The organism is Dyadobacter chenwenxiniae, from assembly GCF_022869785.1.
GTDB lineage: Bacteria > Bacteroidota > Bacteroidia > Cytophagales > Spirosomataceae > Dyadobacter > Dyadobacter chenwenxiniae.
In genome coordinates, this window is sequence record NZ_CP094997.1 from 4,659,423 (window position 1) to 4,674,410 (window position 14,988).

The 14,988-nt window shown below is 45.5% G+C and carries 10 protein-coding genes; 4 read left to right on the forward strand and 6 right to left on the reverse strand.

All coding sequences use genetic code 11. The features are described 5' to 3' along the window. Window positions 1-12: 12 nt before the first annotated feature. The 5 genes from ruvA to MUK70_RS19825 form a co-directional block, all read right to left on the reverse strand. Window positions 13-603, reverse strand: a complete 591-nt coding sequence (gene ruvA / locus MUK70_RS19805) for a Holliday junction branch migration protein RuvA (RefSeq protein WP_234654804.1) — start codon at window positions 601-603, stop codon at window positions 13-15. A 31-nt stretch (window positions 604-634) separates the two neighbouring features. Beyond that, window positions 635-2,206 (reverse strand): lytic transglycosylase domain-containing protein, encoded by a 1,572-nt coding sequence (locus MUK70_RS19810; RefSeq protein WP_234654806.1) that lies wholly within the window; start codon window positions 2,204-2,206, stop codon window positions 635-637. A 299-nt stretch (window positions 2,207-2,505) separates the two neighbouring features. Then, window positions 2,506-3,963: an Asp-tRNA(Asn)/Glu-tRNA(Gln) amidotransferase subunit GatA gene (gene gatA / locus MUK70_RS19815; RefSeq protein WP_234655382.1), complete on the reverse strand. Its 1,458-nt coding sequence runs from the start codon at window positions 3,961-3,963 to the stop codon at window positions 2,506-2,508. Between the two features lie 90 nt (window positions 3,964-4,053). Continuing rightward, complete coding sequence (locus MUK70_RS19820; RefSeq protein WP_026631334.1) at window positions 4,054-4,254, reverse strand: Sec-independent protein translocase subunit TatA/TatB; 201 nt, start codon at window positions 4,252-4,254, stop codon at window positions 4,054-4,056. Window positions 4,255-4,323: 69 nt separating this feature from the next. Then, a complete protein-coding gene (locus tag MUK70_RS19825; protein ID WP_234607739.1) occupies window positions 4,324-4,740 on the reverse strand; it encodes a YkvA family protein in 417 nt (138 codons plus the stop codon). Window positions 4,741-4,948: 208 nt separating this feature from the next. Between MUK70_RS19825 and mdh the strand changes: the two genes are divergently transcribed. Next, window positions 4,949-5,875, forward strand: coding sequence for a malate dehydrogenase (gene mdh, locus MUK70_RS19830; RefSeq protein ID WP_234654808.1), 927 nt, complete (start codon window positions 4,949-4,951; stop codon window positions 5,873-5,875). Window positions 5,876-5,984: 109 nt separating this feature from the next. Here the strand turns inward: mdh and MUK70_RS19835 are convergent, their stop codons facing one another. After that, on the reverse strand, window positions 5,985-7,361 hold the full coding sequence (locus MUK70_RS19835; RefSeq protein WP_234654810.1) for a hypothetical protein: 1,377 nt from the start codon (window positions 7,359-7,361) through the stop codon (window positions 5,985-5,987). Between the two features lie 45 nt (window positions 7,362-7,406). Here MUK70_RS19835 and MUK70_RS19840 point away from each other — a divergent pair, with 45 nt between their 5' ends. The 3 genes from MUK70_RS19840 to MUK70_RS19850 all read left to right on the forward strand — a co-directional run bounded on the left by MUK70_RS19840 (window position 7,407) and on the right by MUK70_RS19850 (window position 14,988). Further along, on the forward strand, window positions 7,407-10,283 hold the full coding sequence (locus MUK70_RS19840) for a triple tyrosine motif-containing protein (protein WP_234654812.1): 2,877 nt from the start codon (window positions 7,407-7,409) through the stop codon (window positions 10,281-10,283). A 168-nt stretch (window positions 10,284-10,451) separates the two neighbouring features. After that, on the forward strand, window positions 10,452-13,466 hold the full coding sequence (locus MUK70_RS19845) for a SusC/RagA family TonB-linked outer membrane protein (protein ID WP_234654813.1): 3,015 nt from the start codon (window positions 10,452-10,454) through the stop codon (window positions 13,464-13,466). 19 nt (window positions 13,467-13,485) lie between these two features. Further along, entirely contained in the window at window positions 13,486-14,988 is a 1,503-nt protein-coding gene (locus MUK70_RS19850; RefSeq protein WP_234654815.1) for a RagB/SusD family nutrient uptake outer membrane protein, read from the forward strand.

A 14,988-nucleotide genomic window follows, 5' to 3' on the forward strand; every position in this document is an offset into this window, starting at 1 on the left:
ATTACAGTTCGGTTATCGAAGTGCCAGTTTTATCAGATTCTCAACGGTGATCGCTTGTCCTTCACGCTTGATGATTGCGTCCAGGCTTTTTTCTGCCGTGGCCTTGGGAATTCCCAACGTAACCAATGCGGCTAGCGCCTCACTTTTCACAGTGCCGGAAGGGCTATCTACGGTTCTCGGCCCGGTAGACACCAGATCTTCCTTGCGGATTTTCTCCCTCAATTCAAGTATAACGCGTTGAGCAGTTTTGGAACCGATACCTTTGATTGATTGTATCAATCGCAGGTCCTCGTCGATAATTCCTTGCCGTATTTCTGATGAAGAAAGCGACGACAACATGACCAGGGCGGTTGACGGGCCTACGCCCGAAATGCCGATCAAGTCCAGGAAGAGCTTTTTTTCATCATTTCCCCAAAAACCATATAGTATGTGGGCGTCTTCCCGTATATTCAGATACGTTACAAGCTTGCAACGCTCGCCCAGCTCGGGCATTGAAGTATAGGTTTGTAAAGAAATCCGAACTTCGTAGCCCAATCCGTTTACATCAATAATGGCGTAAGCCGGATCTTTGTAGACTACAGTTCCGTTAACGTAGGCAATCATATAAATAGTATGTGTAATTGACTCTTGTTCACTAGCTGGAAATAATCAATTTTTGGCCAGGCTTGATCGCATTTCCTCTGATCCTGTTTTTCTTTTTTAACTGCCCGATTTCCAGTCCGTAACGTTGCGATATGATCCAAAGCGTATCTCCTTTTTGAACTGTGTGGTAACGCTTTTTAGTATGTCTGTCGTTTCTAACAATTTCTTTTTTTTCAGCTGCCGGGGCTGAGTTCGACGCAACCCTCGATGAGCGCACCGGCTCCTTAACTTCTTTCAGAATGACCAGACGCTGGCCCCTTTTGATGTTGTTCCGGCGCAGGTGATTCCATCTTTTCAGATCCGAAACCGAAACCCGATATTTTTTCGAGATAGCATTTAAATTCTCTCCTCTTCTAACGGTGTGTGTAGCTCTTTTTGTACGTGTCTTTTGTAAAACTATTTCGTCGCCTTGTGCATCGAGGTCCTCGTCATACTCCGACGTCGTTTGCTGGCTCACCATTGCGTAAGGAAACGCAGGATTTTTACCCATTGAATCCAGCGTGGCGCTATCCAGCTTCGCTACCAAAACATTCGGTTGCAAAAGCAGCCTGCGCGTGCAGGAATCCATAATAGAATTTCTGTTGCTAACCAGGTAAGTGTACTGCATACTCGGCACTTTAAGCACGAAATCGCGGGTCTGATCTGGCAATGAAGTCTTGGTAATCTGTGGGTTCAGCTTCTTAATGTCTTCAAAATCAATGTTGCTGTTTTTGCAGAATGCCAGCAGGTCAATGTAGCCATTGACATGAATGGTGTCGTTAGGGATCTGAAACTCTGTTTGGGACGGGTAAATGCCATGGTCATTGCCATAGTTCATCATGTAGTTCATGGCCACATATTGCGGCACATATGAGCGCGTTTCGCGTGGAAGGACATTATATATGGTCCAGAAAGTGGTTCCGCGCGAGCGGCGCATGGCGCGCTTCACATTACCCGGGCCCGTGTTGTACGAAGCCAGTGCAAGCTCCCAGTCACCAAAAATATTGTATAGTTGTTTCAGATAACGGCAAGCTGCTTCGGTTGCTTTTACAGGCTCAAAGCGTTCGTCAATGTATTTATCCTGGTAAAGACCAAATTCACGGCCGGTCGCTGGCATGAATTGCCACAGACCACCCGCTCTTGCATGCGAGATAACTGTTGGGTTAAGCCCTGACTCGATCATGGACAGGTATTTCAGCTCTGTCGGTAAACCGTGCTTGGCTAGAGTTTTTTCAAAAATGGGGAAGTAGAGCGGCATTTTCTCCATCATCGTCTGAGTGAATTCTGCCTTTTTGTAAATAAAATACTCTACAAACTCGTGGGAAGTTTTGTGGTAAGTAAGGGGAATTGATTTTTCCAGTTTGGCGAAGCGCTCTTTCAAAAGCTCCCCGGAAATAGCCGGTGTGTTGCCAAATTCTTCAACGGCAGGCAGGGCGGGGATCGCCATTTCTTCTGCTGCTATTATTTTCTCCAGTGTATCCTGCTCGAATGCTAACTTCTCTTGTGGAATAACTGCCATAGCCGGCACGGTTCCTAATCCTACACACACGGCTCCGAGCCACAATACTTTTTTCGAAATCCTCATCAATAAATGTTTTTTGAAGGTTAATCAATTCCCGGTTTTCAATGGCTACTATTTGTAAATGAACTCCTTACAAATAAAATTTCCTTGTTAAGATTTTCATCGTTCTGAAAATCTGCCTGATGAACTAGAATAATCTCTAATACATTTCACGTTTAACTTACAAAATTTCGCTTCGGAATAACGCTCAAAAACCGCCTGTCATTCCGGCACGATTATTTACTATGTAACTTGAAGGTAAATACAAACATCGCTTAAAAACGCCTGAAGAAAAAAAATGCACCCGCATTATCTTCTAATCCTCAATGGCTTGTATTAAATATAACGGCCGACTTCTCGTTCAATTCAGTGAGATACTGCGCAAACGCAAGCATTTTCAATTCACCAAAATAAGGAGCCATTATCTGAATTCCAATAGGCATCCCGTTTTCATCTGATCCGTTAGGCACTGCCACGGCCGGATTTCCCACCACATTTGCCTGGACTGTGAAAATATCGGCCAGGTACATTTGCAACGGATCTTCCGTTTTTTCACCGATTGTAAAAGCGGTACTTGGCGTTACCGGTGAAATAAGGAAGTCGAACTGATCAAAGAACCGGCTTGTTTCCTCTCGCACCAATCTTCTAACGCGCTGCGCTTTGGTATAGTATGCGTCATAATAATTTGCGCTCAGAACAAAAGTGCCCAGCAATATCCTTCTCCTCACTTCATCACCAAAGGCTTCCGTTCGCGTCTTCTTGTATAAGCTTTCCAGATCCGTTGCCTCGGCACTTCTGTGACCGTAACGAACACCGTCGAAGCGGGACAAATTGGAACTGGCCTCAGCTGTAGTCAATATATAATAAGTTGGAAGCAGCGAATCAAGCAACGGAAATTCTACCGGCGTTACTTCGTGTCCCTCTGCGCGCAAGCGGTTCAGCACTTCCAAAGTCTGCTGACGAATTTCCGGCGCTATTGCCTCACTTTCAACACTTTCCCGAATATAACCGATCCTGGCCTTGCCCGACCATTCCAGGTTTTCAGAATATGCCGGTACCTCCTGCACGGAAACAGTGCTGTCGAAATTGTCCGCCCCAGCCATGATTTCAATGAGCAATGCAGCATCTGCCACACTTTTTGTAATCGGACCAATGCAGTCAAATGAAGACGCATAAGCAATCAGACCATATCGGGAAACTCGGCCATAAGATGGTTTGACGCCAATAACTCCGCAAAATGCCGCAGGCTGACGCACAGAACCACCTGTATCGCTGCCCAGAGAAGCGTGGCATAAGCCCGCTTGCACGGCAACCGCAGAACCGCCGGAAGATCCGCCTGGAACTTTGCTGGTGTCCGCTGCATTCAGCACAGGACCGAATGACGAGTTTTCATTGGACGAGCCCATCGCGAACTCATCACAATTCTGTCGTCCGATCACAATCGCATCTTCGTCCAGCAATCGCTGGACTGCCGTTGCTGTGTAAGGAGCAATGTATGTATTAAGGATTTGACTTCCGGCCTGTAAACCGTGGCCTTTATGAGAAAGCACATCTTTGAGCCCGATAACCATTCCGGCTAACCTTCCGGCAGTTCCGTTGGCTATTTTTTCATCAACCGCGATGGCCGCTTCCCTGGCTTCGTCAGCATACACTTCAACGAATGCATTCAGGTGTTGATTAGCCTCTATATTCTGCAAATAATGACTTACTAACTTGACGCATGTCAAATCGCCTCCACGCAAATCTTCCTGAATCTGGGCCAGCGTCAGATACTCTTTCAATGTAATTTCTTTGTGGGGTTGTAAATAAAGAATCAGAGCCATTAAGTATACCCTTAAAGGCTCTGCTATAACTTCGATAAGATGGAAGCGCTATTTGGGGTCTTCCATACTTTTTTCAATATTTTCCTTAACGTCTTTAGTTGCGTTCTTGAACTCATTGATACCTTGCCCCAAACCGCGCATCAACTCAGGAATTTTCTTCGCACCGAAGAATAGTAAAACGAACAAGGCAACCAAAAAGATCTCTTGTCCACCTAATCCCATAAATGCCAAAACGGTTACTGATTCCATATCTGTTTCTTTTTTAATGTTTACAAAAATAAAAATTCTTTTCTACAGAAACTACTAAACGGTTCTGTTTTATCCTATGTTAATCGTTTTTTCACTCTTTTCCCACTGGCTGAATTTTGCAATATCACCGCCCAATGTCTTAATCAGCCAAGCAATCAATGCGACGTCATCTGCGATGCCAATTACGGGCAGAAAGTCCGGAATCAGGTCAATTGGCGATACAAAATAAATTAAAACCGCAACAATCGAAATAAGACTTTTCCATGGCAAGCCCTTATATTCTCCGGAAGCGTAAGCCCTCACCATTCGGATCAAGACTTGTACACTGCCGGCCACTTCGGCCAGGCCGCCTTTGAAGCCAACCTGATTCATTTTCCCCATTACATCTTTCGCAAGCTCAAACAGCCGCGCTGAGTTGTGCACATAACGGCCAGCCTTTCCGGTTGCCTTCTTAAAAAAAATGGACTTTAATATTCTTGATATCATTGACTCGTTATTCATTGTATACAGCAAGAAAAAGTGGTTTATAATGCCGATATAACTATTAAGATACGCAAAAAATTGCATTTTGGATTGACCCCAAGACTTTTCGGGCAAAAAATCACATTCCGCTTGGTTTAAACAAATTATGTGTCCTACTTTTAGGAGAAAATTTAAAAAGCATTAATTTCTATACAATTAACCATATTTCTTTATGAAGATTACTGTTGTGGGTGCAGGCGCCGTTGGTGCAACTACTGCCGATAATATTATTCGTCGTGAGTTGGCTGAGGAGGTCGTTTTACTGGATATAAAAGAAGGCGTAAGCGAAGGAAAATCGCTGGATATGTACCAGACAGCAGCATTGCTGGGGTTCAATACCAAACCCGTAGGCTCAACCAATGACTATGAAAAAACCAAGGGTTCCGATGTGGTTGTGATCACTTCCGGCTTGCCGCGCAAACCGGGTATGACCCGTGAAGAATTGATTGGGATCAACGCAGGAATCGTAAAAGGAGTTACTGAAAATATTCTTAAATATTCGCCTGACGCCATCATTATCGTTGTTTCCAATCCAATGGATACGATGACTTACCTGGCGTTGAAAGAATCGGGCATAGCGAAAGAAAAACTGATCGGAATGGGCGGCGCTCTGGATAGTGCCCGTTTCAAAACTTATCTGGCACTTGCTATGAACGCCTCTCCGTTGGATATCCACGGAATGGTGATCGGCGGTCATGGTGACACAACCATGATTCCGTTGACGAGGCTGGCGACTTATAATGGTCTTCCTGTGAGCAATTTCCTTTCAACGGACGAACTGGAAAAAGTAGCAGCTGATACAATGGTTGGCGGCGCAACTTTGACCAAATTAATCGGAACTTCGGCATGGTATGCCCCCGGTGCGGCAACATTGCTTTTGGTTGAAAGCATCGTGCGCGATCAGAAACGCATTGTTCCGTGCAGCGTTTATCTGGAAGGTGAGTATGGCCAGAACGATATCTGTATGGGTGTTCCTGTTGTGCTGGGAAGAAAAGGATGGGAAAAGATCATTCAACTTGAATTAACCGATTCAGAAAAAGCTGCTTTCGAGAAATCAGCAGAGGCCGTAAGATCCATGAACGGCGCATTAAATTTATAATTATAATTTTTAACATTTCCGTCATCTTAAGATGACGGGTAACGGGGTATTTTTGGATGTCATCAATGCGTTTTTTCTGCATTGATGACATTTTTTTATTTAAAACACATTAAATCGAAATCTGATATTGCAGCACGAATGTTCCCCGGCGCGTGTAAGCATCGAGTTCATTGGCTACCGCGCTGGCTTGGTAAACCGGGCGGTTCTCATAGTTGAGTGAGATTTTGCCGGTATGTCCTTTGATAAGCCAGTTTACCCCAACATTATATACATTCAAAGCATCTTGCAAACGCTCATAATCAGCGCGTTGCAATGATGCATAAGGCATTAATGTACCCTGACTTCCCAGTAATCCGTCCTTAAACTTGTAACCAGCCTGCGCATACACAACGCTCCCCGTTCCGAACATCGGATAAGCATTGCCGTGCGTAGCGCCCACGCCCGGAATCGCTTGTGTAGTGCCCGTTGCGGGATTCATTGTTCCATTATAACGCAGGTAACCTTTGCCATAATCCGTACTGAAATAGCCCAGATACGCCGAAACGGCCGTTCCCTTATCTTTATCCAAAGGCATATCCATAAATGCTGCCACAGACCACAGCGTCATATTATTGTAAATCGTATCCGCATTTTCCCTGCGCCAGGTCGCGTTTTTCTGAGAAATAATGCCCGCTTCGACGTTCAGAACTTTGCGCTTGCCGAGATAGGTTCCGGTCATATACCCTGGTGTGGTGTTGTCTTCTGTATCGAAAATGTTGTAAATCATTAAACCCTGAAACTGCTTGTGATTTTTACGTTGTGCAAAAACTGAATTCAGGCCCGGCGCTGGCGGCACGGCTCCATTGGTTTCAATCGGAAAAGGATCAGCAACATCGATGCGGTAATTTAATTTACCAACCTGACCACGGCTGTAAACACTCAATTTCCTTGAAAACTGGTCCGTTTGATCCACTGTTGCTTGTGCGAAAACGGGAACGTCCATTGTCATAATGGTCCCTATGCTGGGTTGGGAAAAACGCGAAAGACCGTTAACCACGGTTAAACCACCACCAAAACGGATAAAGTTATTTCCCTTCCGCTGCACTTCGTATTCTCCCAAAGCGTCATGAAAAAAAGCTGCGATTTTGCGGTTACTAGGTGTACCGGCATTGTTATAGGCAGGGAATGCGCTTACCTTATTGAAATTGTTCATGCCAAATTGCGTGTAGAAGAATATCCGGTCGGTGATCTGGCCAAATAATTGCACGCGGGTCCGGCGTAAGCCAATGTCGAAAGTGCTGGATTTTGGATCGCCCAAAACCGTAGTTCCGGGGTTGCTTTCGTCGAAACGAAGCCAGGTCTGATTGGTGAAAGTGAATTTCACATAATGTGAGCCGGAATCGTTAAGATTGTAGCGAATATCATTTTTCAAATTATCATCGGATGACTTGACTTGCGCCATAGCAACAGAAGATGAAAGCAGGATCAGAGAAAGTACTTTTTTCATTTATTGACGTTATAGTTTTCAATAGCGAACAGCGCGTTAAAATACATGACACACTACCCATCTTTACATTTAACTAAAAAATATAAGGCTGACTTATGGGCGGCCTTACTCCTCTTCTCTGTAATTATATCCGGCGCAAAGGCACAGGAAACCCCTCCGCTGACCAATTATTCTTCTTCACTTTACAAGGCGCACAACCAGAACTGGGCGATTGATCAAACTTCTGATCAAATCATTTATACCGCAAATTCGGATGGCCTCATGGAATACGACGGAGCGGCCTGGAAGCTTTATCCTTTGCCCGACAGGCAGATAGTAAGGACAGTGCTTTGCGATGAAACTGTTCCGAATGCGCTTATGGGGAAGGTCCTGAAACAAAATGTTTCCCGGGAGCAGCGCATTTATGTGGGCGGCTTCTCGGAGTTTGGTTATTGGAAAAAAGAATGGGACGGGCAACTCAAATATTACTCCCTCAGCAAGCGAGCCAACTTCGCCAGCCTGAAAACGGAGGAGATCTGGCACATTACCAAAACATCCGCACATATTTATTTTCAATCCTTCTCCCGCATCTATCGCTACGATGGTCAAAACATCATTGAGCTGAAAACGCCCGGGAATTTTATGTTTTTGAGATTTGTACAGAACAGGCTTTTCTTGCCAACCATTGGAAAAGGCCTATACGAGCTTAAAGGTGAGAAATTTGAAAAACTTGTCGGAACAGAGCCGCTTTCATCGGTTATTGTTTCCGCCATTTTGCCATTTTCAAATGGCCAGATCCTGTTCACAACCTTTAAACACGGTTTGTTTTTATGGAAAAACGGCTCGCTTACACCCTGGAACATTCCACTTTCGGAAGAACTGAAAACGAACATTATCAACAGGGCTATCATGCTCAAGCAGGACAGCAGCCTCGTTTTTGGAACAATTCAATCGGGCGTGTATGTCATTGAGAAGAGTGGAAAGCTAAAATATCATTTCAACAAAGAAACGGGATTACAGAATAACACCGTTCTCGCACTGACCGAGGACCGGCGTAACCAGCTTTGGATTGGGTTGGATCAGGGAATTGATATGATTAAAATGTCGTCGCCCGTTATTTCCTACCAAACCAATGATAATCCGCTCGGCTCTACGTATGCGGCGGCAATTTGGCGGGGCAAACTATATGTGGGATCAAACAAAGGGGTTTTTGTAAAAAAATGGCTTTCCACACAACCCTTTCAGCCCGTCCCCGGCCTGGAAGGGCAAACCTGGAACTTGCAGGTTTTTGACGATCAACTCATTTGCGGGCACAATGATGCCACTTACCGCATTGACGAAAAAGGGATTACCAAGCTGTCCAACATTACGGGTGGCTGGGTGATGTTGCCAATCAGGTCCGGGAATGAGGCGCTGCTATTGCAGGGTTCCTATAATGGATTGCACGTCTATAAAAAAAATACCCAGCAATTATGGACTTACGCTTATCCCGTTAAAGGCGTTCCACCCATTCCGGTAAGGCAGATTGTCCGGGATCATAAAGGCGCTTTCTGGCTTGGGCACGCATATCGAGGTTTGTTTATGGCAAAACTGACACCTGCGCTGGATTCCGCTTATCAATGGAAAGAATTCAAAGCGCCTGCCGATTTGCCCGGCGAATTTGCGGTGGAAATAATGCAATGGAAAAATCGCTTATATGTTCGTTCCGGCTCCGTTTTTCTTGAACCGAATTCAAATAACAAGTTACAAACGTCCACCGATTTTGCTCAGACAGACGAAGACGAAGCATTCAAAGTCCGGGCGGGCGTTAATGGTGATTGGTTCAAAGTTTTTATCAACAGGATCACCTACTACGCATCTGACAACCAAGTTCATAATCTGCCGCTGGCGCTTATTCGCAATAGTGAAACCATCATTCCGGTGTCAGAGGACTATTATTTTTTCTGTCTGGATAATGGTTATGCTTTGTATAATCGCTCCTCTGGTGCTAAAAACATTGAACCACCTGCATCGCCAATTGTAAGGAAGGTTGCTAACCTTCGAAATTTGTCCCAATCGTTCAGCATTTCAGGAAGGCCCGCGCTTCCGTCGAACGCACGATCGTTGCGCATCAACTTTGCGCTGCCGGTTTATGGACAAAGCACGCAATATAAATACCGGCTTCGCGGCCTTTCGGATCAATGGTCCGAATGGACTGACCAGAATTTTGTAGAGTTTACCAACCTGGAATCCATGAAGTATGTTTTCGAAGTTAAAAGCAGCCTGAATGATCGCATTACAGCTTACAATTTTAGTGTGCAGCCCTACTGGCGCGAGACCTTGTTTGCCAAGATCCTCTTCATTGCATTAATAGGACTCGTTTTTCTTGGGTTAATTCTTTATCAGGAAAAGCGTCTTCGCAGGCATCGAAACAGACTGATGCAGGAACAGGAGGAAAAACTCCGCCAGCAGCGGCTCGCCAGTGAAAGGCAAATCATGCAGATCCAGAATGAAAAATTGCAAAGCGACATTCAGAGTAAAAGCCAGCAACTCAGCAACATTGCCATCAATGTTGTGCGAAAAAATGAGATCCTGGAAGAAATCCGCGACGAGCTTAAACAAGTAAAAGCCGAAATGGGCCAGCAGCTCCCGAACATTCATTACCAGAAGCTGCTTCACAGTATCGAGCGAAATGTAGCCGGAAAAGATGACTGGATGCTTTTTGAACAAAATTTCGACGAAGTCCACGAACAATTCTTCAAGCGCCTGCGCCAAATTGCCCCGGGCATCTCCCCTTCCGAACTGCGCCTGGCCGCATGCCTGCGCATGAACCTTTCTACCAAAGAGATGGCCCCCGTACTGGGAATATCGATCAGAGGTGTAGAAATAAAGCGCTACCGTCTGCGGAAAAAGCTGGGATTGGGTATGGATGCGAATCTTGTCCAGTTCATGATGGATATTTAAGTCTGTTGTACTAATCCGCTAAAAACCTTCTTTTATTCTAAATTTCCTTGCATTATTCTCATTGATGTAGTGGTGATGTAGTCCTTTATTTGATTACTGGTTGTCTTGGAACTTAAATTTGAAGACAATTAAATCTTATAATAATTCAATCAACCAAATTATAACCTAATGAAAACTATTGTACGATTACTGTACATGATCGTTTTCCTGTTCGGCGGCTTTATAAGCTATGGGCAGGAAATTAGTGTGTCAGGAAAAGTCACGTCAGCTTCTGACGGCTCCATACTTCCCGGGGCCAGCGTGCTCATCAAAGGAACCACCACGGGAGTTCCAACCGACGCCGAGGGAAATTTCACCATTCAGGTTCCGTCTTCACAGGCTGTTCTGGTATTTTCCATGATTGGTATGACTGCACAAGAGATCCCGGTAGGCACCCAAACAACAATCAATGTGGCTCTGGTAGAAGATGCCAAAGCGCTTGGCGAAGTGGTCGTGATTGGATATGGTACGGCCAGCAAAAGGGATCTTACCGGATCCATCGTAACCATTAAAGGCGCAGAAATCGCCGACAAGCCTTCTGCAAACCCCATTACATCGTTGCAGGGCAAAGTGGCTGGTCTGTCGGTTGTAAACTCAGGTCGCCCCGGTGAAGAACCGGATGTGCGTATCCGGGGAACGAACTCGATCAATGGTGTTAAGCCTGTATACATTGTAGATGGGATTTTGAATGACAACATAAACTTCATCAACCCTGCCGATATTGAATCCATTGAGGTTTTGAAAGATCCCTCCTCACTGGCCATTTTCGGGGTAAGAGGTGCTAATGGTGCCATTGCGGTTACTACAAAAAAGGCAAAAGCAGGTCAGTTGAATGTGAATTTCAATTCATCTGTCGGTATCAAGCAGGTTTCGGATCGCATCAGCATGACCAATGCGGCCCAGTTTAAAGAGCTTTATAACGAACAGCTTGCAAATCAGGGAAGCGCGCCATATAACTATACAAACTGGACAGGCGACACCGACTGGCAGGATCAGATTTTCCAGAATGGCTTCCTGAACTATAACAACATCAGCATTTCGGGCGCTACTGAGAAAAACCGCTTCTACATGGGCATAGGAACTGTGCAGGAAGAGGGAGTTATCAAACACGAAAAATACGGCAAACTAACGCTGAACATCAACGACGAACTTCAGGTGAACAAGAACCTGAAATTTGGTATGACATTCAGCGGTTACCGTGCAACGCCGTTTGGGGATAAAAAGAAAAACGTAGGTGGCGCTATTCTAGCCGCTCCTATCGCCCCGGTTTTCAACGACCAATACGGCCTTTATCACACGTTGCCTGATTTCCAGCGAGCGCAGGTGAATAACCCGCTTGTTGACGTTGAATTGCAAAAGCGTACTGAGATTTTGAGAGAATATCGCGCTGTTGGAAGCATTTACGGAGAACTGACATTTCTTAAAGACTTTACTTTCAGAGCATCATTATATGCAGATTACGGTTTCAACACCATACGCAATTACCAGCCTCTTGTAAATACATATAACCCTGAGATTGTGGGTGAGGATAAAACGGATGCGGTTGTAAGACAAACGGTTGTCAATCAAAAACAAAACATTTTCCCGAAACTGCAGCAAGACTATTTGCTGACCTATAAAAAAGCTTTCGGTGATCATGACTTGACTGTTTTAGGCGGTATAACCACTTACTACAGAGGTTTTGAAGAAACATCTTCCACGGTAAGACAAGGAAGCAGTTTCCCGATCCCGAATGATCCGCGTTTCTGGTATACAGACAATGTAGGAGATGCAGCGACCAGAACGGGTGCGGGATCAGCCTGGGAATCAGCAACATTATCCTATTTGGGACGTATCCTTTACAATTACCAAGGCAAATATCTGGTTAATGCATCGTATCGCAGAGACGGAAGTTCGGCGTTCCTGGGCAGCGGCAGATGGCAGGATTTCGGTGCGGTGGGGTTAGGCTGGGTGGTTAGTGAGGAGGATTTTTTCAAAAACCAGAGCGTTTTCGATTATCTGAAGATTAAGGGATCTTATGGTATTCTGGGTAATCAAAATATTGACGACAAATACCGATATCCTGCCTATCCAACACTTACCGCCGCTAATTCAGGTGTTTTTGGTGAGAACATTGTTGCCGGGCTTCAAAACGAATACATTGCCGACCCTAACCTGCACTGGGAAAAAGTGCTGGCCTATGAAGGTGGCGTCGAATTCAACATGCTGAAAAACCGCTTGACGTTTGAGGCTAATTATTACAACAAACTGACCAAAGACATTCTGGTGCTTGTGCCCGGTATAGCCGGCACGATTCCAGGACTAAGCAACCTTGGAGAAGTTAAGAACCACGGATTCGAATTTGCCGCAACCTGGAACCAGGATGTTACAGACGATTTTTCCTACTCTATCAGTGGTAATTTTACCACGATCAATAACAAAGTTCAAAAGCTTTCAACCAAAGGTTACGATATTATCAACGGCGCTTCCCGGACAACGGAAGGCTTCCCGATCGGTTATTTCTGGGGTTACGTGCATGACGGTATATACCAGTCGGAAGCTGAATTTATCAAATCCCCTGTAAGCTCAATCGGTGAAGTTTCGCCCGGAGACATCAAATATAAGGATGTAAATGGCGACGGCTTCATCACAGAGGCTGACAGAACATTAATCGGAAATCCGACACCTGATTTCACATACGGCGCCTCTGTTTCAGCAAAATACAAAGGTTTTGACGTAGGCGTTGATCTGAACGGCGTTTATGGAAACGAAATTTTCCGGCAGTGGAACCGCAGCACATTTGCGCAATTCAATTACCAAACGGAAAGATTGGGCCGCTGGAACGGGCAGGGAACTTCCAACTGGGAGCCGGTCCTGAACACATCGCGGGCCAACAATTATCTGCCTTCATCTTACTGGATTGAGGACGGAAGTTTCTTTCGGATCAGGAATGTGCAGCTGGGATACAATTTCTCGTCACAAGCGCTTAAAAACCTCCGGCTGAAATCCCTGCGCCTTTACGTTAATGCGCAAAACCTGAAAACATTTACAAACAGCACTGGATTTACACCTGAAATCGGAGGTAATACAACTGCTTTTGGTGTGGACAATGGGACTTACCCGGTTCCTGTCATTTACACATTCGGTATCAATCTGAATTTCTAAAATCTTATCTCTTTAAAATATGAAAAGTAAATTAATAAATAAAATCTCCGTGCTGACGGTTTTCAGCCTGCTGGTTCTGTCCGGCTGCAGCGACTTCCTGGATCGTGAGCCTTTGGGAAGATACGTTGAAAAGGACATTCCCGCAGGCTCATTTGATAGTCAGGTTTTTGGTGTGTATGCTAAAATGCGCAGCTTTGGGGTTTCTTCGATGCCTTATCTGGCTATCCACAATTTTCGTTCGGACGATGCCGACAAAGGAAGCTCGACCACAGACGGTGTGGCGCAGGAGAGTTTTTACGATAATTTTCAATATACACAAGATGAGTGGTTGCTAAACAGCTATTGGTCTGACCATTATGCATTGATCATCGCGGCAAATGCAGTCATTGCCGACATTGATTCGGTTGGTGCAACAGATGCCGGAACATTGGTTAATAAGGCGGAAGCAAAGTTTATGCGCGCCTATGCCTACTTTAATCTGGCCAGGACTTACGGCGATGTCCCTAAAATTGACTTCAAAGTGCTTGAATCGGCCCAGGCTAATATCCCCAAATCTCCGGTCAATGAAATATTTGCCTTAATTGATGCCGACTTAACGGAAGCGTCTGCACTTCTTCCACTTTCCTGGGATTCCAAATACATTGGGCGCCTCACCAGCGGCGCTGCCTATGCACTGCATGCCAAGACACACTTATGGCGTAAAAACTGGCCAGCCGCATTGGCAGCTGCAAAACAGGTGATTTCTTCTGCTAAATATTCACTGGTGAGTGATTACGCAGGTATTTTCCGGGAAACGGGCGAAAACAATTCCGAGTCTGTATTTGAGCTGCAAGCATTTTACTCCATTACACAAACTTCTCTGGGCATTGAAAATGCAATGCATCAGGGCGTGAGAGGATCAGGAGCGTGGGATTTGGGTTGGGGCTGGAATACGCCTAATAAATCATTAGCCGACGCTTTTGAAAAAGGTGACCCAAGAAAAGATGCAACATTGCTTTATTCAGGTCAGGTTAACACGCCGTACAACGAGAATGTGCCGCCTGCTTCGACAAGCATTCCCCGAGCGTACTGGAACAAGAAAGCGTACACAAACCCGGCAACGCGGGACGCCACAGCCAGCCGTTTCGGGCAATGGATGAATGTGCGCATTATCCGTTATGCAGATGTGTTGCTAATGGCTGCCGAAGCGGCGACTGAGGTCGGCGGTGAGCAAAATATAACGGATGCATTGGCCTGGCTGGAAATGGTTCGGGGCCGTGCACGGGGCAATAATGCGGCTATTTTGCCAAAAGTGGTTACCAGGAATCAAGCGCAGTTAAGAGAAGCAATCCGCAAAGAAAGACGCGTGGAGCTGGGAATGGAAAACGAGCGGTTCTTTGACATTGTCCGCTGGGGAATCGCGGCAGATGTGTTGCGCGTAGCGGGGAAAAACCTTTACCAAAACCGCAACCGTTATCTGCCGATCCCCCGTCCCGAAATTGACAAATCTGGTGGTGTGCTGGTTCAAAATCCGGAATATTGA

What these genes read in the sequence shown, in the direction of transcription:
- mdh (WP_234654808.1), top strand. Translation starts at nt 4,949, where the DNA reads ATGAAGATTACTGTTGTGGGTGCAGGCGCCGTTGGTGCAACTACTGCC.
- MUK70_RS19845 (WP_234654813.1), top strand. Translation starts at nt 10,452, where the DNA reads ATGAAAACTATTGTACGATTACTGTACATGATCGTTTTCCTGTTCGGC.
- MUK70_RS19835 (WP_234654810.1), bottom strand. Translation starts at nt 7,361, where the DNA reads ATGAAAAAAGTACTTTCTCTGATCCTGCTTTCATCTTCTGTTGCTATG.
- MUK70_RS19810 (WP_234654806.1), bottom strand. Translation starts at nt 2,206, where the DNA reads ATGAGGATTTCGAAAAAAGTATTGTGGCTCGGAGCCGTGTGTGTAGGA.
- ruvA (WP_234654804.1), bottom strand. Translation starts at nt 603, where the DNA reads ATGATTGCCTACGTTAACGGAACTGTAGTCTACAAAGATCCGGCTTAC.
- MUK70_RS19840 (WP_234654812.1), top strand. Translation starts at nt 7,407, where the DNA reads ATGACACACTACCCATCTTTACATTTAACTAAAAAATATAAGGCTGAC.
- MUK70_RS19850 (WP_234654815.1), top strand. Translation starts at nt 13,486, where the DNA reads ATGAAAAGTAAATTAATAAATAAAATCTCCGTGCTGACGGTTTTCAGC.
- MUK70_RS19825 (WP_234607739.1), bottom strand. Translation starts at nt 4,740, where the DNA reads ATGATATCAAGAATATTAAAGTCCATTTTTTTTAAGAAGGCAACCGGA.
- MUK70_RS19820 (WP_026631334.1), bottom strand. Translation starts at nt 4,254, where the DNA reads ATGGAATCAGTAACCGTTTTGGCATTTATGGGATTAGGTGGACAAGAG.